General features: G+C 59.2%; 15 protein-coding genes and 1 pseudogene. All 16 read right to left on the bottom strand.

Going from position 1 to position 19,629, the window contains the following annotated elements:
* Positions 1-55: 55 nt before the first annotated feature.
* The 16 genes and pseudogenes from ACZLIB_RS11170 to ACZLIB_RS11095 all read right to left on the bottom strand — a co-directional run bounded on the left by ACZLIB_RS11170 (position 56) and on the right by ACZLIB_RS11095 (position 19,629).
* Positions 56-2,707 carry an excinuclease ABC subunit UvrA gene (locus tag ACZLIB_RS11170; RefSeq protein WP_032967168.1) on the bottom strand — a complete coding sequence of 884 codons (2,652 nt, stop codon included), beginning with the start codon at positions 2,705-2,707 and terminating at the stop codon, positions 56-58.
* Positions 2,708-2,748: 41 nt separating this feature from the next.
* On the bottom strand, positions 2,749-4,077 hold the full coding sequence (locus ACZLIB_RS11165) for a replication-associated recombination protein A (protein WP_005413341.1): 1,329 nt from the start codon (positions 4,075-4,077) through the stop codon (positions 2,749-2,751).
* Between the two features lie 54 nt (positions 4,078-4,131).
* Positions 4,132-5,436 (bottom strand): NAD(P)/FAD-dependent oxidoreductase, encoded by a 1,305-nt coding sequence (locus ACZLIB_RS11160; RefSeq protein ID WP_164171424.1) that lies wholly within the window; start codon positions 5,434-5,436, stop codon positions 4,132-4,134.
* Between the two features lie 15 nt (positions 5,437-5,451).
* On the bottom strand, positions 5,452-6,282 hold the full coding sequence (gene fghA, locus ACZLIB_RS11155) for an S-formylglutathione hydrolase (protein WP_005413342.1): 831 nt from the start codon (positions 6,280-6,282) through the stop codon (positions 5,452-5,454).
* Positions 6,283-6,350: 68 nt separating this feature from the next.
* A complete protein-coding gene (locus tag ACZLIB_RS11150; RefSeq protein ID WP_164171426.1) occupies positions 6,351-7,679 on the bottom strand; it encodes a DUF3422 family protein in 1,329 nt (442 codons plus the stop codon).
* A gap of 504 nt (positions 7,680-8,183) precedes the next feature.
* A complete protein-coding gene (frmR, locus tag ACZLIB_RS11145) occupies positions 8,184-8,459 on the bottom strand; it encodes a formaldehyde-responsive transcriptional repressor FrmR (RefSeq protein ID WP_017354484.1) in 276 nt (91 codons plus the stop codon).
* Positions 8,460-8,671: 212 nt separating this feature from the next.
* Complete coding sequence (gene uvrB / locus ACZLIB_RS11140) at positions 8,672-10,651, bottom strand: excinuclease ABC subunit UvrB (protein WP_197598266.1); 1,980 nt, start codon at positions 10,649-10,651, stop codon at positions 8,672-8,674.
* A 234-nt stretch (positions 10,652-10,885) separates the two neighbouring features.
* Complete coding sequence (locus ACZLIB_RS11135) at positions 10,886-11,821, bottom strand: bestrophin family protein (RefSeq protein WP_239518979.1); 936 nt, start codon at positions 11,819-11,821, stop codon at positions 10,886-10,888.
* Positions 11,822-11,941: 120 nt separating this feature from the next.
* Complete coding sequence (locus ACZLIB_RS11130) at positions 11,942-13,963, bottom strand: cache domain-containing protein (protein WP_164171428.1); 2,022 nt, start codon at positions 13,961-13,963, stop codon at positions 11,942-11,944.
* A 9-nt stretch (positions 13,964-13,972) separates the two neighbouring features.
* Complete coding sequence (locus ACZLIB_RS11125) at positions 13,973-15,370, bottom strand: sigma-54-dependent transcriptional regulator (RefSeq protein WP_164171429.1); 1,398 nt, start codon at positions 15,368-15,370, stop codon at positions 13,973-13,975.
* A gap of 688 nt (positions 15,371-16,058) precedes the next feature.
* Positions 16,059-16,715 (bottom strand): annotated as a pseudogene (locus ACZLIB_RS11120) (ATP-binding cassette domain-containing protein); the annotation flags it as partial.
* Positions 16,705-17,388, bottom strand: coding sequence for a molybdate ABC transporter permease subunit (gene modB / locus ACZLIB_RS11115; RefSeq protein WP_164171431.1), 684 nt, complete (start codon positions 17,386-17,388; stop codon positions 16,705-16,707). The pseudogene ACZLIB_RS11120 and the gene modB, both read right to left, overlap by 11 nt.
* 3 nt (positions 17,389-17,391) lie before the next feature.
* Positions 17,392-18,135 (bottom strand): molybdate ABC transporter substrate-binding protein, encoded by a 744-nt coding sequence (gene modA / locus ACZLIB_RS11110; RefSeq protein WP_164171432.1) that lies wholly within the window; start codon positions 18,133-18,135, stop codon positions 17,392-17,394.
* Between the two features lie 87 nt (positions 18,136-18,222).
* Complete coding sequence (locus ACZLIB_RS11105; protein WP_032966746.1) at positions 18,223-18,582, bottom strand: hypothetical protein; 360 nt, start codon at positions 18,580-18,582, stop codon at positions 18,223-18,225.
* Positions 18,579-19,145, bottom strand: coding sequence for a molybdenum cofactor guanylyltransferase (gene mobA / locus ACZLIB_RS11100; protein WP_164171433.1), 567 nt, complete (start codon positions 19,143-19,145; stop codon positions 18,579-18,581). Before mobA ends, ACZLIB_RS11105 begins: the two co-directional genes overlap by 4 nt.
* Positions 19,111-19,629: a molybdenum cofactor biosynthesis protein MoaE gene (locus ACZLIB_RS11095; RefSeq protein WP_164171434.1), complete on the bottom strand. Its 519-nt coding sequence runs from the start codon at positions 19,627-19,629 to the stop codon at positions 19,111-19,113. The genes mobA and ACZLIB_RS11095 overlap by 35 nt, the downstream gene beginning before the upstream one ends.

Here is a 19,629-nt window from a genome sequence, read left to right as displayed (position 1 = left end):
GGATCTGGCCACCATGAGCGCCAGGGACGCTCATGGTGGCCAGAAGAGCGTCGGGTCAACCCGCGCGGGCGAGTTCCTCAGCCAAGAAGGGGGCGGTACGGCTTCTCTTCACGCGAGCGACCTGTTTTGGAGTTCCTGCCGCCACGATCTGCCCGCCCGCGTCACCGGCACCTGGACCCACGTCGATTACCCAATCCGCCTGAGCAACGGCACGCATGTCGTGCTCGATCATGACCACCGTATTGCCGGAATCAACGAGCCGCTGGAGCTGCACAAGCAGCCTATCCGCGTCCGAGGCATGGAGGCCCGTAGTAGGTTCATCCAGGACATACAGTGTCCGCCCGCGCTGGCTCCGTTGAAGCTCTGTGGCCAGCTTGATTCGCTGCGCTTCACCACCCGATAGCTCGGTAGCCGGCTGGCCCAGTCGAAGGTATCCAAGGCCGATCTCCTTCAGCAACTGAAGTGGGCGAGCGATCGCGTCCTCATCGCCAAAGAATTCACGTGCATCCTCCACAGTCATCCGCAGAACGTCTGCAATGTTCTTACCGTTCCAAAGCACCTTCAGCGTAGCCTCGTTGTATCGCGCACCGTGGCACGTTGGGCACGGTGCATAGACGCTAGGCATAAACAGCAGCTCGACGCTCACGAATCCCTCCCCTTCGCACGTCTCACAACGTCCCTTGGCCACGTTGAAGGAGAATCGACCTGCGTCGTAACGTCGACGCCGCGCATCTGGTGTTGCGGCAAAAAGCTTTCGAACATGATCGAAAAGGCCGGTGTAAGTCGCGAGATTCGATCGCGGCGTCCGTCCGATTGGCTTCTGATCAACCTGGACGAGACGCTGAATAGCATCGACATCTCCGCCGAGGTGTCCCCCTGTCGTCTCGATGACGGTTGGCCCGTCTGCTGCCCCCGTTTCCACCGCGTCGTCCTCAGGCTCGTGCCCAAGTTGAAGCATCATCAGCTCCGGCAACGCCTGGGCGACGAGGCTGGACTTGCCCGATCCCGAAATCCCGGTCACCGCGGTGAGGATGCCCAAAGGTATCTTTGCATCAATGCGCTTCAGGTTGTGACGCTGGATGCCCTGAAGTTCCAGCCAACCACTCGCTTGACGCTCTTGGCCACTAGGGGGCGGGACCTTGTCAAAGAGGTACAACGCGGTACGTGACTCGTCGATGTCACGAAGACCATCCGGCTCTCCACTGTAGAGCACTTTGCCGCCCCGCTCTCCCGCCTCAGGCCCAACATCCACCAACCACTGGGCACGGCGCATCAGCTCCAGATCGTGCTCCACAACAAATACGGAATTACCACCGTCGCGGAGGCGGTCCAAGGCGTCATAGAGAGCCTGGCTGTCGGAGGGATGAAGGCCTGCCGACGGCTCGTCCAACACGTACACCACGCCAAAGAGCAGCGAGCTCAACTGCGTGGCGAGTCTCAATCGCTGCAACTCGCCAGCGGACAATGTCGGCGTAGCGCGATCCAAAGTTAGATAACCAAGCCCAAGGCCACGCAACTGACTGATTCGGCTCATCACTCCACTAGCGAGGCGCTGCGCGGCCAGGCGCTTCTCCTCCGACAGCGCTGAGGTGCGGCGGACGTCAGGAGACACCGCGTGGACCGCCCGCCCACTGGCCGCCCTATCGGCGCGATCACGACGGGTGGCCTCCTTGTTCGCCTTCCCCCCGCCAGCATGAGCACTGAAGTCTCCTCGAGAAATGGGCTCGAGCAGGGACGCCAGTTGGTCAAGAGGCATCTGCATGAATTGACCAATGTCCACACCCGCAAATGTCACTGACAGCGACTCTGCCTTAAGGCGCTTGCCATGGCAGGTGGGACAAAGCTTTCCCTCCATGTATCGCGATACGCGGCGCCTCATCAGGGCACTTTGCGTGTTAGCAAACGTGTGCAGGACATACCTACGGGCGCCAGTGAAGGTTCCCATGTAGCTTGGCTCAGTCTTACGCTTCAGGGCCGCACGCGTCTCCGCTGGCGTGAACCCAGCATAGACCGGCACAGTGGGCGACTCCTCGGTAAACAGAATCCAATCGCGGTCCTTCTTGGGAAGGTCCTTCCAAGGTCTATCAATGTCGTAGCCCAGCGTCACCAGAATGTCGCGAAGGTTCTGCCCGTGCCATGCAGGTGGCCACGAAGCAATGGCACGCTCACGGATGCTCAGCTTTGGATCCGGCACCATGAGGGCCTCTGTCACCTCGTACACATGGCCAAGGCCATGGCAGGTCGCGCATGCGCCCTGGGGAGTATTGGGTGAGAAGTCCTCGGCATAGAGCATAGGCTGATCAGCCGGATATGCTCCCGCGCGGGAATACATCATACGAATGAGGCTGGATAGCGTGGTGACGCTACCCACCGAAGATCGCGCATTGCTGGCACCACGCTGCTGCTGCAGTGCTACCGCTGGCGGGAGTCCATCGATGGAGTCAACATCAGGGACGCCTGCTTGATCGATTAGGCGTCGAGCATAGGGAGCAACGGACTCAAAGTACCTCCTTTGAGCTTCCGCATAGATTGTCCCGAATGCAAGAGATGACTTCCCGGAACCGGATACACCGGAAAAGACGACCAGTGCGTTGCGAGGAATTGAGACATCAACGTCTCTAAGGTTGTTCTCACGCGCACCGCGCACCTCTACAAGGCCGCTTGCTGCGACACTGCAGGAAGCTTCACCGAATGTGGCGTTTGGCATGTGCATGTCTCTGTAGGTTGTAGACGTTAAGTTCAGCTGGATCACTGGCCCGAAGAGGGATCGGCTTCGGTTTGCGATGCCTCTTCATCCAAGGCTCGCTGCCATGCCTGTCTCTCAGCCAAGGCGCGCTCAGCTCCCCGATCAGTGGGCCGATACCAGTTCGGCCTCTCCACACCCTCCGGCAGGTACGTCTGTCCAGCTGCGTAGCCGTCTGGCTCATGATGCGCGTAGCGATATGCTTGTCGATACCCCATCTGCCTCATAAGCTTCGCTGGAGCATTCCGAAGATGCATGGGAACTGGTAATGATCCGTGCTCCTTGACGAAGGCCCTTGCTAGATCCCAAGCCGCATAGGACGCATTCGACTTGGGGGAGAGCGCCAGATAGGTCGCAGCCTGGGCCAAGACAATTTCACCTTCAGGAGAGCCAAGTCGCTCATACGCCTGCGCAGCGTGGATGGCCAAGTGCAGAGCGCCCGGATCAGCATTTCCGATATCTTCGCTTGCCATAACAATCATTCGACGTGTGACCTGGCTCACGTCCCCGCCCCCATCCAGAATGCGCGCTAGCCAGTAGAGGGAGGCGTCGGGATCAGAGCCACGCAGTGATTTGTGAAACGCGGAGAGCTGCCAATAGAACTCGTCCCCACCCTTATCGAATCGACGCAGTGACGGGCTGGTGGAGCGCTTGGCAAACTCAAGATCCACCTCTTCCACCCGCTTCTCAGAGGCCGCAGTTGAGACCTGCTCGAGAAGATTCAGGAATCTGCGGCCATCACCATCAGCGAAGCCCTTCAGCAGCTGCAATGCGGGATCGGAGAGGTCAACGCCTCGCAAGTGAGGTCTGGCGCGTTCGTAGAGCTTCTCAAGATCTGCGTCAGACAGAGGCTCAAGTGTGTACACCTGCGCGCGCGAAAGCAGCGCCGAGTTAACGGCCAGTCCTGGATGCTCTGTGGTGCCGCCCACCAGCGTGAGTAGCCCTGATTCAACGTGAGGTAGCAGCGCATCCTGCTGGGCCTTGTTGAACCGGTGAATTTCGTCGACGAAAAGCACCGTGGAGCGACCGCGTACGTCGAGTTCGGCCCGCGCATCATCAATGGCCTGCCTGATGTCCTTTACCCCGGCGAGTACGGCGGAGATCGCAATGAAGTGACTGTCAGTCACCATCGCTGCGAGGCGCCCCAGGGTGGTCTTACCGACGCCCGGGGGCCCCCACATGATGAAGGAGTGCAGACTTCTTGCTTCAAAGGCAAGACGCAAAGGCTTCCCCGGCCCCAGCAGGTGCTGCTGCCCAACAAACTCGTCGAGAGACTTCGGTCGTAGCAGTTCGGCCAGGGGTGCCCTTGGTTTCGCTGTGAATAGATCTGCCAAGGTGTTCTCCTTCGGGAAGTCAGTTGCGAGTATGCATTCGGAGCTTCTTGGCCCCTATTTCAGCTTCCCATCCAATGAGCCGCTTGTGGCATTGCTTGCTTTATCACGGAGGATGATGCGAGCTCCTCTGTATCCAACGCTGTGATTCCATACCCAGCTCATTGCGACGCTCAGGCGATTTCGCACTCCGATAAGGAAGTAGATGTGAGCGAGCTTCCAGATCCACCATGCGATTCCTCCGCTCAGCTTTAGCTTCCCCATATCGATTACTGCAAGGCTGCGTCCAATCGTGGCGAGGTTGCCCTGGTGCCGGTACTTGAATGCAGCGGTCCTCCGCGCCCCTGTTATCAGCCCTTCAATCTGGCCCGCGACGTACTTGCCTTGTTGCTTGGCCGCCGGCGCGATTCCAGGAACGGTCTTTCCGTTCGCAGTGGCTGATGAAGCAGTGTCCCCAATCACGAAGATGTTGGGGGAACCAGGCACCGTTAGATCAGGGCCGACGATTGCGCGCCCCGCCCGATCTGATTCGGTGTCGAGCCAACGTGCGGCTGGAGACGCCTGAACTCCGGCTGCCCAGACGATTGTGGATGCCGCCAGCTTCCTGCCATTGAGCATCACCCCATCAGAGGCGCACTCTGTGACAGGTGCCCCCAACAAAACGGATACCCCAAGCTTCTCGAGGGCGCGCCTCGTGTACTCGGAGAGCTTTTCAGGAAAGACAGGAAGCAGCCGCGGACCCGCTTCAATGAGAAATACCCGGGTTTTGCTGGGATCAACTGACCGAAAGTCATCCTGCAGCGTGCCTCGCGCCAGCTCCGCGATGGTTCCGGCAAGCTCGACACCTGTAGGCCCACCACCAATGATCACAAAGGTTTGAAGGGCTTCTCGAACCTCGGGATCATTGCAGAGCTCCGCTTGCTCGAACGCGCTCAGGATCCTGCCTCGAATGGTTGTTGCGTCCTCCAGGCTCTTCAGGCCTGGAGCGTACTTCGACCATTCGTCATGCCCAAAGTAGGCATGTGTCGCTCCCGTAGCGAGCACAAGGGTGTCGTAAGGGTATCGAGTGCCGTCCTGAAGGATCACTTGGCGGGCAGCTTTATCCACACCCTCGACCTCCGCCATGAGGGTCCTCACCTCCGGGCGGTCACGGAACAGATAGCGGATCGGCCATGCAATCTCCGACGGTGACAGTGACGCACCAGCTACCTGGTAGAGCAGCGGCTGGAACAAGTGATAGTTCCGCCGGTCAATGATTGTTACATCGACATCCACTCCTTCAAGGTGCGTGGCGGCCTCCAGTCCGCCGAAGCCCGCCCCAACGATCACAACTTGATGACGATTTCTGGAGGTCTTGATCACGGCAGCACTCCCTAATTAGGTGCTCAGTGCCGATGCGTGGTGCTTGAGGTGATCGGCAATGAAGCTGGAGATGAAGTAGTAGCTATGGTCGTAACCATCGCGAAGGTTCAGCGAAAGCGGATGATTCGCCTTGGCGCATGCATCTCGAAGCAGTTCAGGGCGAAGCTGATTCTGCAAGAAGTCATCACTGAGCCCTTGATCCACCAGTAGGGGCAGGCGCTCCTTTGCATCTGCAATCAGCTCCACGGCGTCATACTGCCGCCACTGCTCCTGATCTCCCCCCAGGTAGGCCGAAAACGCCTTCTGGCCCCAAGGAACCTGGGTGGGCGCCACTATCGGAGAGAAGGCGGATACGCTGCGATAGCGACCTGGGTTTCGCAAAGCGATGACCAAGGCACCGTGGCCGCCCATTGAATGGCCGCTAATTGAGCGAGCCTGGCTAACAGGGAAGTTCTTCTCAACGAGAGCAGGCAGCTCACTTACAACGTAGTCATACATGCGGTAGTGGTCAGACCACGGTGCCTCGGTGGCATTGACGTAGAACCCCGCGCCTTGGCCGAGATCGTAAGCTGGATCATCCGCGACGGACTCTCCGCGCGGACTTGTATCCGGAGCAACGATGGCAATGCCATGCTCAGCAGCGAGCTGCTGCACTGCAGACTTGGTGATGAAGTTCTGCTCTGTGCACGTCAGGCCAGAGAGCCAGTAGAGAACAGGTACCGGGCCGCTGGACGCCTGCGGAGGGAGATAGACTCCAAACTTCATGGTGCAACCAAGGCTGGATGATTCATGCTGGTAGACGTCCTGCCATCCACCGAAGCTTGCGTGACGCTCAATGCGTTCCATTGTTCTTTCCTCTGAATTGAATTTGATAGGCCATCTATCGCGAATCGAATGTGGCCTTAAGCGAGGCTTTAGGCCTTGTCCTCGACTGCCGAGTCACCGTGTGCATGCCTAATCCTTCGGACAATCCACCAAATCAGCAGCAATACAGCGGGAACCAAGATCGCAGTGACGGTTGCTGCGATGTCATGCGTCCCAGGCAAACCCTTGAGCAGGTATGCGAGAAGACTCACGACGTAGTACGAGATGGCGGCCACCGACAAACCTTCCACCGTCTGCTGCAGGCGCAGCTGAACCTTCGCCCGTTCATTCATGGACGCCAGTAGGTCGCGGTTCTGCCGCTCGAGCTCAACATCAATCCACGACCGAAGGAGCGAGATTGAGCGCGTCAACTTGTCTGAGAGCTTCCCCTGTCGCTCCTTCACTGACTGGCAAGTTCGCATGGCCGGTGCAATCCTTCGATACAAGAAGTCCGCCCAGGTGCTATAGCCGGCAACTTGATCCTCCGCCAACGCATCCAGTCGCTCTTCAACAATTTCGTAGTAAGCCCGACTTGCACCAAACCTATAGAGATTTGCCGCGGCGTCCGCCTCCAACTCTGCAGCCAAGCTGGTCAAATCCGAGAGGAGTACGTCACTGTCACGACGTCCACCGGAGGCCCTGCGCATCTCTTCAGTAATTGCAGCCAGACGCGCCTCCATGCGACGAAGATTCGACGTCATGGAGCGAGTCAGCGGTAGCGCTAGCAGGGCAAGCGTTCGGTATGTCTCGACCTCGAGCAGTCGTTGTGCCAGCGCCCCTGCCCGCGCCGGAGTCAGGCCGCGATCAAGGATGAGCATGTGGGTTAGCCCTTCCTCGTCTTGCCGGAAGTCGGTCACAATGGCCGCGGCACCGTTCTCAACCAGCGAATAGCAGCGGCTGACGGGATCAAAGCAATCTATTTCCTTCTCCGCCACCGCGGTCCAAGGCAAAAGCCTGACGCTAACAGCCGAGATCACGGGTCCTGGCGGCTTGAATCCCTGTCTAAACGGGTTGTCCCCACAAGGCTCACCTGTTTCTGAGCTCAGTGGTGCGCTCCAGAGGTAGGAAGAGAACTCAGTGTGCTTCTCGCAGTGCAGATCGCCCTCATTCCACGTAAGCGCGTGATGAGGTGTGGTGTGATCCTCGACTGCAGCCCCCATACGACCTGAAAGATCGTCGATCGCGGCACGATCTCGACTCATGTCCCCTTCTGTCATGAAGGAGAGCTGGAGAAGGCTTCGCGGAGACTGGGTGAGCAGGTGCGGTCGCGCATGGACTTCCTCAACGGCGGCGCGGCGGTCCGCGTGCGCCGGCATCCCATATACGTAGCCTTCTGCTGGCGTGCCTGCAGCTTGGCTCAGGCCGGATGGGTCATTCATACATAGCCTCAAGAATGGATGATCTTCTAAACACCGCTCACGGGAGGTCTATCACTTGCTTGTGCGATAGCTCAGCGAAAGGTCGCGTGGTGGAACCGGCTCTGGTGTAGGGCGGTAGTGGGAACCACAACAAGCTGGGAGGACGGCACCGCATAGATCGCAGGCCCTTGCTCTCCCACCTTCCAAGCCAGGCGCGGACCACATGGGAGTCGCAACGAGGCTGGAAGCTCACTTCAAAGGGCCTGCCATGACTCAGTCAGATGCGGAAGGCAACGATGCCGACAGAGATTGCCCGCCCCAAGAAATACAGACAGGCACAACTCGACTGACATCATCCAGCATGCCTTGGAGCCTCCTGGAAAGGCCTCAACGTCCTAGTCGTGACGCCCTAACCCACGAAGGGGTTAGGAATGGCGGGTTCTACTTGGAAATGAAGTAGTTCGGACACCCATAGATTGCCTCCTCTACTTAGTACTAGCGCCATCAAGCAATGTCGCGAACTGACTAACGGAGATAGGAGCGGACAATAGAGATGGTCTCGTCAATCGACTTCCTTTGAGAGTCGGTGTGGGTGTCGCTATGCGGGAACTCTTCACGCAGATAGCTCTCCAGAACCGTCGCCATCAAACCATTGACCGCCCCGCGCACAGCAGCAAGCTGCTGAAGTACTGCAGCACATTCCGCCCCGCTCTCCAGAGCCTGCTCCAATGCAGCCACCTGTCCGCTGATCCGACGTACGCGGGTAAGGGCCTGCTTTTTCTCCCGAGGGCTGTGAGGCATTGCGCACCTGTCCGTATCACATGAGGGAACGATACTATACTCCCCGATAGTATGCAAGCTAGCAATCTGGGAGGGTCTTTAACTCCGTCAACTGAGTCTGCGCCTGATTTCGAGCAGCCGCCAGAGGCCAGTGAAAGGCCCCTCTCGCCCCACCCGCACACCAGAAAAGGCGGGCTCCTGCAGGAGCCACGCCCCACCACTCGGGAGAGTGGTTACATGTAGATGAATTGGCGGTATAGCTTGTCTAGCTCCAGCCTGACGAACTCGATCTCCTCCTCGTCCCCGGCATCAGAGAGATCCAGAAGCTGTCGCTCCTTTGATGTAATTCGATCACAGAGATCTTTTAGGCTGGCGCAGAACTCCGCTGAATGGGCATGCGACCGGTCAGGGCGAGCCTCTGTTGATCCCAACATTCCGCGAGACGTTGACGGGGTGATGCCGAACTCCTCATTGAACGCGATCTGATGCTGTCGCCTGTCATCAGTCTCAGAAATGGCCTGCCGCATCGCACTGGTGATCGTATCGGCATACATGATCGCCTTACCGCGCGAGTTTCTTGCAGCTCGTCCAATCATCTGAATGAGGGCCTGGCTCGACCGAAGGAAGCCCGCCTGGTCCGCATCAACGATAGCGACCAGAGAGGCCTCGGGAATATCGAGCCCCTCTCTCAGCAGGCTGATACCCACTAGCACATCGAACTCGCCGGCCCTCAGCCCATTGATGATCTCAACTCGATCCTCTGCCTTGATATCCGAGTGCATGTACTTCGCACGCACCCCTTGATCCTCGAGGAACTCGCACAGCTCCTCAGCAGACACCTTTGTCAGCGTGGTCACCAAGACCCTGTCGCCCTCTCGTACACAACGGGCGATCTCTGACAGAAGATCGCACCTGTAGCCCTCCCTAGGCCTCACCTCTACCAGCGGATCGAGCAAGCCAGTGGGCCTGATGAGCTGGTCAATCAATCTTCCCTTGGATCTCCCAATCTCATAGGCGCCAGGCGTAGCCGAAACGAAGATCGTCTGGGGCTTGATGGCTTCAAACTCAGAGAAGCTAAGCGGTCTGTTGTTCATTGCCGAAGGTAGACGGAACCCGTACTCGATTAGAGTCTCCTTCCTGCTCTGATCGCTCCTGAACATTGCCGCGATCTGGGGAACCATGACGTGCGACTCGTCAACAAATAGCAGGCCATCCTTCGGGAGGTAGTCCATGAGCGTCGTCGGCCTAGCTCCTGACGGCTTTGAGTTCAGGTAACTGGAGTAGTTCTCCATGCCAGAGCAATATCCCAGCTCCCTCATCATCTCCACGTCGTTCGTGATCTTCTCGTAAAGCCTATTTGCCTCAACGATTCGACCAGATGCGTTGAGCTCCGCCACCCTGGCCTCCAAATCCTTGAGGATGGCCTTCGTAGCCTCATTGATTTCTGTTTTGGGGCTTGCGAAGAGTGTCTTTGGAGAAACGAGGTAGCGCGTCTCATCGCCAAGCTTCTTCCCTGTAACCGCATCAATCCAGATGAGCGACTGCACTCTCCCCTCGTCCGTGAGCTCTACTCTAATTGCCTTGTACTCAGAGTCGGCGGGAAAAATATCGACCACATCGCCAGACACACGGAACGTGCCACGCTTCAGGGTCCGCTCAGTCCTGTCGTACTGAAGCGATGCAAGCCGACGCAGGAAGTCCCTCTGATCCAGCTCGATTCCAAGCGCAAGCTCAACCTGCAGATCCCGGTAGCTCTGTGGGTCTCCCAGTCCATAGATTGAGGACACCGAAGCGACAACAATCACGTCTCTACGCTCAATCAGAGACTTCGTAGTCGATAGTCGAAGCCTCTCAAGGTGATCATTGATGGCTGAGTCTTTCTGGATGTAACGATCGCTACCTGGGATATAGACCTCTGGCTGGAAGAAGTCGTAGTAGGAAACGAAATACTCCACGGCGTTCTCGGGGAACAGCGCCTTCATCTCCCCGTAGAGCTGAGCAGTCAACGTCTTGTTTGGCGCAAGAATGAGCGTGGGTCGCTTCAGCCGATGGATCACATTGGCCATCGTGAAGGTCTTCCCTGACCCTGTAATTCCCTTCAAGGTCTGATGTGTTGCTCCCTCCTCGATGCCAGCAATCAGCCTGGCAATCGCCTCGGGCTGATCCCCCGCCGGCGTATGATCCGAATGCATCACGAACATATCTGTTGACATCACTCTTGCTCCTGCTGGCTCAATTTTTGATCGTTATGGAAGTTAAAGCCGTCTAGAATATTCCGCCGCATACGTGCGGACAGAATCGGATGAGCGACACGAATGCTACCTTTGGGCAAGTTCTTTCCAGGTGAGCCTCGTAATCCATGGCTGACTGACGCTAGGGCATGAGCTTGCCTGCTGGAAAATGCCGGAGCGGCCTCACAAGTGCACCGACCTTCCTCCGCTCACACCTCACTCCTCCCTACGTGGCTGCTGCACTGGCTGCTGTACCGACTCCTGATCGACCACAGTCAGGGCCAGCGTAGACATTAGCTCTGTCTCGATCGTCCTCTGCATTGAGTAGATCGGGAGCGCGTTCGGCGCGGAACTGAATGGCTCCTCCAGCTGACGGCCCAGCGCATCGAGACCAAAAAACGTGTACGCCACAATGAGCACCGGTAGAAAGGTCCACCACCCCAATGTTCCTGCCAGCGCAAAAGGAAGCGTTGTGCAGAATACGATCGCAGTCCGGTGAAGCAGCAGCGAATACGAGAATGGAATCGGAGTATTGAGTATCCTCTCGCACCCACCTTGGATACGAGCCAAGTTGGCAAGCTGCTTGTCCAGCACCGAGTACTGAATCGAGTCGATCCTTCCCTCATGAGCCAGATGGGCAAGCTTCAAGCCAATGCCCTGGAGCACAGCGTCCGTCGGATTCGGGCCTTGTGATGCCTTGCCAATATCCCACCAAGGTGCGATCGCATGGGCTTCGTCGGCTCGGCGCAGTCGAGAATAGAGGCCCGCACTGAAGCCACACAGGCCTCGCAGGATCTGTGCTCGGCTGTTTGGATCCAGCAGGGACGTCTGCCTGGCTATCGAGCGACACGCTATGACCAGGTCACCCCAAAGGTGCCTCGCCTCCCACCATCTGGAGTAGCAAGCGTTGTTTCGAAAGCTCATGAATACGGAAAGTGCGATACCAATGAGCGTGAACGGAACGGCACTGAAGCGAGCAAAGATTCCTGGATGCTCCGTTGATGCGAGCACCGCTCCTGCGGTCACAATGCTAATCAGTAGTAGATGCAATGCGATCCTGGGCAGGATGGTACCCCTGACGGCAAACGCAACGTCCCACAACGTCGGCTGCCTTCGCATTCTCGTTTCAACATCTGGGAGACGGTGTGTCATGCCAACCTCTGATTCATTGATCGACTGCTGGCGTCGATACGCCCAGGCAACAAATTCCTTCCACTTGAGTTCGAAATGCGAATGACATCACGCCGTTCGCATGACACTGCTACAGCAGGTCTAATGCAGTTCATCGTCGGCAGCCTCGGGCATCCATAGTTCAATGACCGTCCCTGTCAGGCCGGTTCTCTCCACAGACAGGCTGCCACCGTAGCGGTTGGCAAGCATCTGACTGATGGAAAGACCCAGCCCGGTACCTTGACGATGTTTGGTCGTAAAGAATGGCTCAAAAATTCGGACCAGAATATCCTGAGGAATGCCGCTTCCAGTATCTGAGACTCGCAAAGCGACGCCAGGGTGACCATGAACGTCGTCAACGTCCAACGTCGCCAATCCCAGCGTTCCGCCCTTCTGCATCACATAGATTGCATTGATCATGAGGTTCACAAGAATTTGCTGCAGCTCGCCCCGATTGCCCGTTACGAGCCGTGTGGACAGGAAGTTCTCCTCTATCTTCACGGGATGGCGCTTGATGAGGTGTTGAATCAGGGGCAGCGTCTCCAACATCAGCGTGGCGGGCTCTAGCAGCTCACTATGACCGGAGTACTCACTGGGCTTGGAGAACTGCAGCAACTTGGAAACAATGGTGCTGATACGCCCAATCTGATCCTCAATGAGGTCAATCTCTTCTCCAAACCGCTGGCCCTCGGGCTCCCTGATCGAGTCACGCAGAAGCTCGAGGTTCCCCTGCATGACGGCAAGCGGATTGTTGATCTCGTGCGCTATTCCTGCTGCGATCTCGCCAATTGTTGCCAGCTTCTCAGTGACAATCAGGTGCTGGGTCGTCTCTTCTAACCGTCTATTGGCTAGTGCGAGACCAGCAGTTCGCTCCTCTACCCTGGAATTGAGCTCCTCGTTCCAGGCGACCAGCTGTCGTTCCTTCTCTTCCAGCTGACAGAGCAGCTGGTCCAAGTGCGAAGCGACACGTCCGATTTCATCATTGGATGCCCCTGCTCCGGAGCGAGCACTGCGGTCACCCGCCTTGACCCGTCCAATTGCCTGATCCATCCGCTCAAGTGGCTTGAACACGCCGCGAGCGATGTACAGAAAAAGGGGTACGGTGATGGCTGCAACAAGCAGGCAACCGAACACGATCGCTCCGATGGAATTTCGACGGGCGGTGGTGAATGGCTCCTCCAGAAAGCCCACGAAGAGCATACCAATGGGTACGCCCCGGCCATTGAGAATGGGCATATAGCCGGCAATGTACCAATCATTGACTACGTAGGCTCTCGCCTGCCAGGTCTTTCCCTGGCCCAGCACGGCCTCGGCCACTTCAGAAGACACCCGTGTCCCCGACGCTGGGTTCCCTCCCGCCAACAACGCGTTGGTGCTGATGCGGGTATCACCAAGGAAGATGGAGGCTATCCCTGTTGCGCCAGTACGCAGGGCCTTATCGCGGTAGACAAGATCAGTGATCTGCTTGATGAATTCGGTGTTGTGGTTCAGCAGAGTACCCGCAATCAAGACGCCGACCTGATTGTTTGGCAGTGCAACCGGCGTTGCAGCTTGAATCATTAGGCCCCGCTTCTCACTCTGGGCCGAATCGACAGGATTCCTTGCGTTATGCGGACGAATGACCTCGGCCCGTGCGGCGAGCTTTGGGGAGATCTCCATCAGATCGTCCCGACTTACCACCCCCACCTCCACGCTGGACGCCCCCTTCAGGGCCTTTTCGATGACTGACCAGTCCAAGTCAAGCTCAGCTGGCGAGGCCGGCTCGCTACTAGCCAACAAGCGACCGTTTGAATCCAACAGTGCGATGAAGTCTAGTGAACCACCTTGGGCTTTCGACGCTAGTAGGCTGCCAAGCTCTGCATTCTTGTTGACCCCCTGGCTAATGACGCCATGGAAGCTCTGCGAATCAGCAATCGCAGCCAGCGTCGCGCGGTCGTTGACGAGCAGCTGGTTCATGTACTGTCCCGCAACTTTCAGGTCCCCGCCGACCTTCGAGGCGAGCAGTCGGTCGAAGCGCAAATCCCATTGGTAGATGAGTCCGCCGACGATAGCCGGCAGGATCACAAACATTGGAAGGATCGCGATTAGAAGCAGGCGGAAGCGAACTGAGCGCGCTCGGTTCATTGCAGATTCCTAGGCTGATACATTCCAACTGGAGCACTTACGATCAATCGTCTTTCGCGATATGCCCAAGATCGTGGCCGCTCTTTCGCGATCTCCGCCAGTCTCACGAAGCACTGCAAGGATGTGCCTGCGCTCGACCTCCGAGAGCAGCCGGCTTCGTGGGTCAGAGAGTGACTCCAACCGCTCAAGCTGAGTCGGAAAGTGTCCGAGTATCAGGCTACGCTCAACGTAGTTGTGAAGCTCGCGGACGTTCCCGGGCCACGAGTAGCTCTGAAGATATGCCCGGGTCCTTTCGTCGATCGGAATCGGTTGAAGGCCAAGCTGCAGCCCCAGCTCACGCATGAAGCCCGCCGCCAGCTCCAACACATCAGCGCCGCGGTCATGAAGGCGAGGAAGCGACACCTCGAGAACGTTGATGCGATAGTAGAGATCCGACCGGAATGTTCCATTCTTCACTTCCGCAACCAAATTCCTGTTGGTTGAGAAGATGAATCTGACATCGATCGGAATCTCCCGATCTGCGCCAACTGGTCGTATCCGTCTATCTTCAAGCATCCTTAGCAGCTTTCCTTGGAGAGCCAAGGGAAGATCAGCGACTTCGTCAAACAGCAATGTTCCGCCTTCTGCATAGGCGACCAGCCCTTGGCGAGACGAGTTCGCTCCACTGAACGTTCCTTTGAGACTCCCGAACAGTTCAACGTCAATCAACTCGCTGGGAACAGCTGCACAATTTATTGGAATGAAAGGATGAGATGCCCGTGCGGACAACGCGTGCAGCGATCTTGCGGCAACCTCCTTTCCAGAGCCGGATTCTCCAGTGAACAGCACGCTACTGGGCAGTGGTGCGACCTTCGCGATCAGATCCTTGGTGGCCTGAATCGCACGCGAGCTACCTGTGAGCCTGTCTCGAAGCGCAGCTGGTGCACCGGAGCCATGTAGCTCGTGACGGAGAATGGCATTCTCCCGCCGTAGGCGACCGCGTTCCAGGCAGCGCGATATAGCGGCCAGCAACTGATTGGTTCTGAAAGGCTTGAGAAGAAAATCAGCCGCTCCCGCGCGGATAGCGCCGATAGCGGAATCCAAGTCTGCGTACGCAGTAATCAGAATGAAGTCGGCCAAGACCCCTCCCCTGCGCTGGTCCTCCAGCCACGCGATGCCACTCTTCCCTGGCAACACGTTGTCCACAATCACGATGTCAAAGTGGCGCTCCGTCAGATGCTGCTCCGCTTCAATGGTGTCAGCTGCAGCTTCCACAGCTTTGCATCGCGGTCGCAAGGCACGAACCAAGAAGCTACGCATGCCAGGTTCGTCGTCAACGATCAGTATCGATGAGCGCGCAAGGTCCGGCCATGCAAGATCGCCGTTTGCGCGCTCTTCGGAAGATTGGTTGGCGCTCTTTGGCGTCATGTTTCCCTCAGTACAATTGAAGCTTGGCTAGTTCCGTCGATTCGTGGTCGAGTTCATTTCGATCTTTCGACCGCTAGACGACGGGTGACATATCGAACAAAACACCCCCTCTCACGACGTAGGACGTTGTGCACCAAAGGCCAGTCTGAGACGTTCAATGCTGTCGACCTCAGTCATATGCCAATCCGGAATTCTTGCCCTATAAGCCTCGTATCGACCTCTTGGTGGCCAAACGGACCGGAGGCTCCTCGCCATATTGCCCAGAGCGCCAATGGCCTCCGTGCCCCTCCAAGCCCCTCGGCGGTCGGCCGCCACGGGAGGCTGGAGAAGTCTCGCTCCCTTCGAGCGGATCATTACGCCAATTCGGCCATATGGGAAGCGCTGGGTGCGCGTTGTCCCCGCCTCGGCCGGAGCCACGCAGCGCGGCCAAGCACGGGCGAGTCGATCCGCCTTGCAAGAAGGTCCAGGCCCTACCGCTCGCCTACCGGCATAGAGATGCCTATGCACCAGGGTCGTCTCCCATTTGCGCGGCTCGCGGGCAGATGTATCGTGGCTTTGGGCTCTCTGAGTCTCCGACCGACTGATGGTTGCTCTTCCCCTCAAGACCTGGGCTTGTTGGGGAGCTGACTAAGGATGGTAGAAGGCGGGGCTGACGGGTCGGCCTCTGACGCGAGCCGGGAGGAGAGGTCAGTCGCCCATTTTCGATGCAGGCGATCTGGTCCCCAAATATCTCAATGTCGTTGGGATCATGGCTGATCAGCAGCAGTGGAATACCGGCCCCGTCCAGCACGGCCTCCAGCTCCTGGCGCAGGTGCTGGCGAAGATCATGGTCCAGCGCGGAGAACGGTTCATCCAGCAGCAGCGCCTGCGGCTGCGTCACCAGGGCGCGTGCCAGGGCAGTACGCTGGCGTTGGCCACCGGAGACCTGCGAGGGCAGCAGATCGCCCACCGTGTCGATGCGGAATGCGTGCAACCACTGCTCCACCGCATCGAAGCGCTGGCCGACCCGCGGATTCAACCAGCCCTTCTCCAGACCGAACGCCACGTTCTGGCGCACGCTCAGATGCGGGAACAACGCGTAATCTTGGAAGACATAGCCCAACCGGCGGCGCTGCGGCGGCAGATCCACGCCGGTGGCCGCATCGAACAGGGCCTGCCCCTGCAGCCGTACATGGCCCTGCCCCGGCCGCAGCAGTCCGGCCACCGCCTTCAGGGTCAGGCTCTTGCCGGCGCCCGAGGGTCCGAACAGCACCACCTGGCGCTGCGTGCACTGCAGCGATACGTCCAACACGAAATCCTGGCCGGCCGCCTGCAGGCGGCGCTGCACCTGCAGGTCAAGCCACATCACGCAGCTCCCGGCGGCGTCCGCCCACCAGCCGCGCGGCCAGCAACAGGATCACGATGCAGACCACCGAGGTCAGGATCACCAACGCATTGGCCTTGCCATCCTGGCCGGCCTGCACCGCCTCGTAGATGGCGATCGACAGCGTCTGCGTGCGGCCGGGAATGCTGCCGGCCACCATCAATGTCGCGCCAAACTCACCCATCGCGCGTGCAAACGCCAGCAGCAGCCCGGCGAGGATGCCGCGCCAGGCCAGCGGCAGTGTGATGCGGAAGAACACCGCCGCCTCGGACACACCGAGCGTGCGTGCGGCCTGCTCCAGCTGCCCGTCGACCTCCTCGAACGCCGCGCGCGCAGGCTTGAACACCAGCGGCAGCGAAGCCACCGCCGCAGCAATCACCGCCGCCTGCCAGGTGAACACCAGGTTGATGCCGAACCACGATTGCAGCCACGCGCCGATCAGGCCGTTGCGACCGATCAGTACCAGCAGGTAGTAGCCCAGCACCGTCGGTGGCAGCACCATCGGCAGGGTCAGCAGCGAATCCAGAAGCTCACGCCCCGGGAAGCGCCGCCGCGCCAACAACGCACCCAGTGCCACGCCCAGCACCAGGTTGATCGCCGTGGCCCAACCGGCCACCTTCAGCGACAGCCACAGGGCACTCCAGTCCAGATCCATGCCTCAGGGCTTGCCGAACCCGTGCCTGGCCAGGATCGCCTGGCCCTGTGCCGAACGCACGAACGCGGTGAAGCGCTGGGCTTCGGCCGGCTGCGCGCTGGCCTTGGTCACGGCCAGCGGATAGGCAATGCGCCCCGCCACCGGCACCGCGAAGGCACGGCGTACCCGGTCGGGCATCGCCTGTGCATCGGTGGCATAGACGAAGCCGGCATCCACTTCGCCGCGCGCCACGTAGTCCAGCGACTGGCGCACATTCTGCGTGGTGATGGCCTTGCCCTGTACCGACGGCCACAGGCCCGCCGCTTCCAGCGCGCCCTTGGCATAGCGCCCGACCGGCACGCTGTCCGGGTTGCCCAGTGCGATGCGCTGCACACCGGCACCGGCCAGGTCCTTCAAGGTACGCGGCGCGGCCTTCGCCTGCGGCGGCACCACCACCCACAACGCGTTCACCGCGAACACCTCGCGGGTGCCCGCCGCCAGCAGATCCTGCTGCTGGGCCTGGTCCATCGTGGTTTCGTCGGCCGATGCGAATACGTCCACCGGCGCGCCACGGCTGATCTGCTGCAGCAGCACGCCGGAGGCGGCGAAGTTGAAATCGACCTTGGTTCCCGGGTGCGCCTTCTCGTAGGCCGCGCCCAGCTCGCGGAAGCTCTCGGTCAGGCTCGACGCCGCCGACACCGTCAGGTCGGCTGCCCAGGCTGGCACCGCGGCCAGCAGTCCCAGCAACAACAGTCCAGCTCGTTTCATCATTGGTTTCCCCGTTTGGTTGGGTTTAGATCGGTTTCACCGCCTATCCTTGGCATCGCAGGCGCTACATAGGTGGCCCGCCCAGAGCTAGGCAGAGGGTGCACGACGGTGCGGACCTCGTTGGCGCAGGCTGTCTCGTACATCCACATCGAATTGAAGCTGCAGCGAGATGTCATCACCCAGCGCGATGCCAAAACCAAGACCATCACGACAGGGCAAACGTGATGCCAAGGACTGAACCGCTTCGCGAGGAAGCATCAACCGGCAGTACTCGCTCCCCTCCAGAAGCACCGCCTGTTGCCCTGCATGCAGTGATAGCACCATGCCCCAGCCGCGATCGCCGCCGAACCGCGTCAGGTTCTCCACCGATTCGCCGGCCAGCAACTGCGCTAGCTCCTCTTCATCAACGCGCAGACGAACTGCCTGCCGCTGTAGCTGGACTTTCATGATGCAATGAACTCGAGCTCGGTTGAGGTGTTGCAGTTGAGTAGCTGGTCGTATTCGCTATCCGCCAGTGGCAGCTCGATTGCGCCCAAGCGTTCTCGCAGGGCGCGTAGCGAGCGGTGCGCCGCCGGATTCTCGATCAATTCCCGCAACACATGCCGGCAATGGTCATCAATCTGCAACCGCATCGGCAGGCGTTCTTCCGCAAACAGCACACAGGCAGCCGAAGGCGCATCACGTAACCGTTGTAGTAACGCTGGGGTCACATTGGGCGTATCCACCGGAAGCACCAGAGCGGCAGCGTCCGGCATGCACATGGCCACACTGTAGAGCCCGCCCAACGGGCCGCAGCGTGCCACGCGATCAGGAATGCCACCGAAGGCCGGGTAGTTGCCACTCACCCATACCCTTTCCGCACCTGCCTGTCGCAGCAGGCCACGCATGTGCTCTAGCAGGGCTCGCCCGTGCCACGGTAGCAGCGCCTTGTCACGGCCCATCCGGCTGGAAAGACCACCGGCCAGCACGATGCCGTCAGTGGGAATGTTCGTGATCGTGTGCACATTCATGGGCATTGTCATGAGCTTGCGTGGGTTCGCTGTCCGCATGGCAGAGACTGCAGCCTTCGGTCCACTCGCTGTCGCCGTCCTCGTAGTGCTCCTGCTTCCAGATCGGGCACTGGTGCTTCACCACCTCGATCAGCTGCCGGCAGGCCCGGAACGCCTCGTCGCGGTGCGGGCTGCCCGCGGCCACCACCACCGCCACATCGCCAATGCCGAGTCGCCCCTTCGCGTGGGCCACATACAGTTTCAACTTCGGACCGAACGTCGCCTCGACCTCTGCCGCCAGACGCTTGAATTCGTTCAGCACCAACGGCTCGAACAGGTCGTAGGTGATGCCCGTCACTGCGCGGCCGATGTTGACGTCGCGCACCTTGCCGATGAACACGTCAATGCCGCCGAAGCCCGGATCTGAGACCGCGGCGATGCCCTCGCCCGGATCGATCGACGCCTGCGCGCGGTCCACCACCTTCGCAATGATCTTCCCGCTCAT

The sequence above is a fragment of the Stenotrophomonas sp. 220_Sma genome (assembly GCF_056487375.1).
The sequence above is the reverse complement of the archived record's forward strand: the minus strand, read 5'-3'. Positions and strand labels throughout refer to the sequence as shown.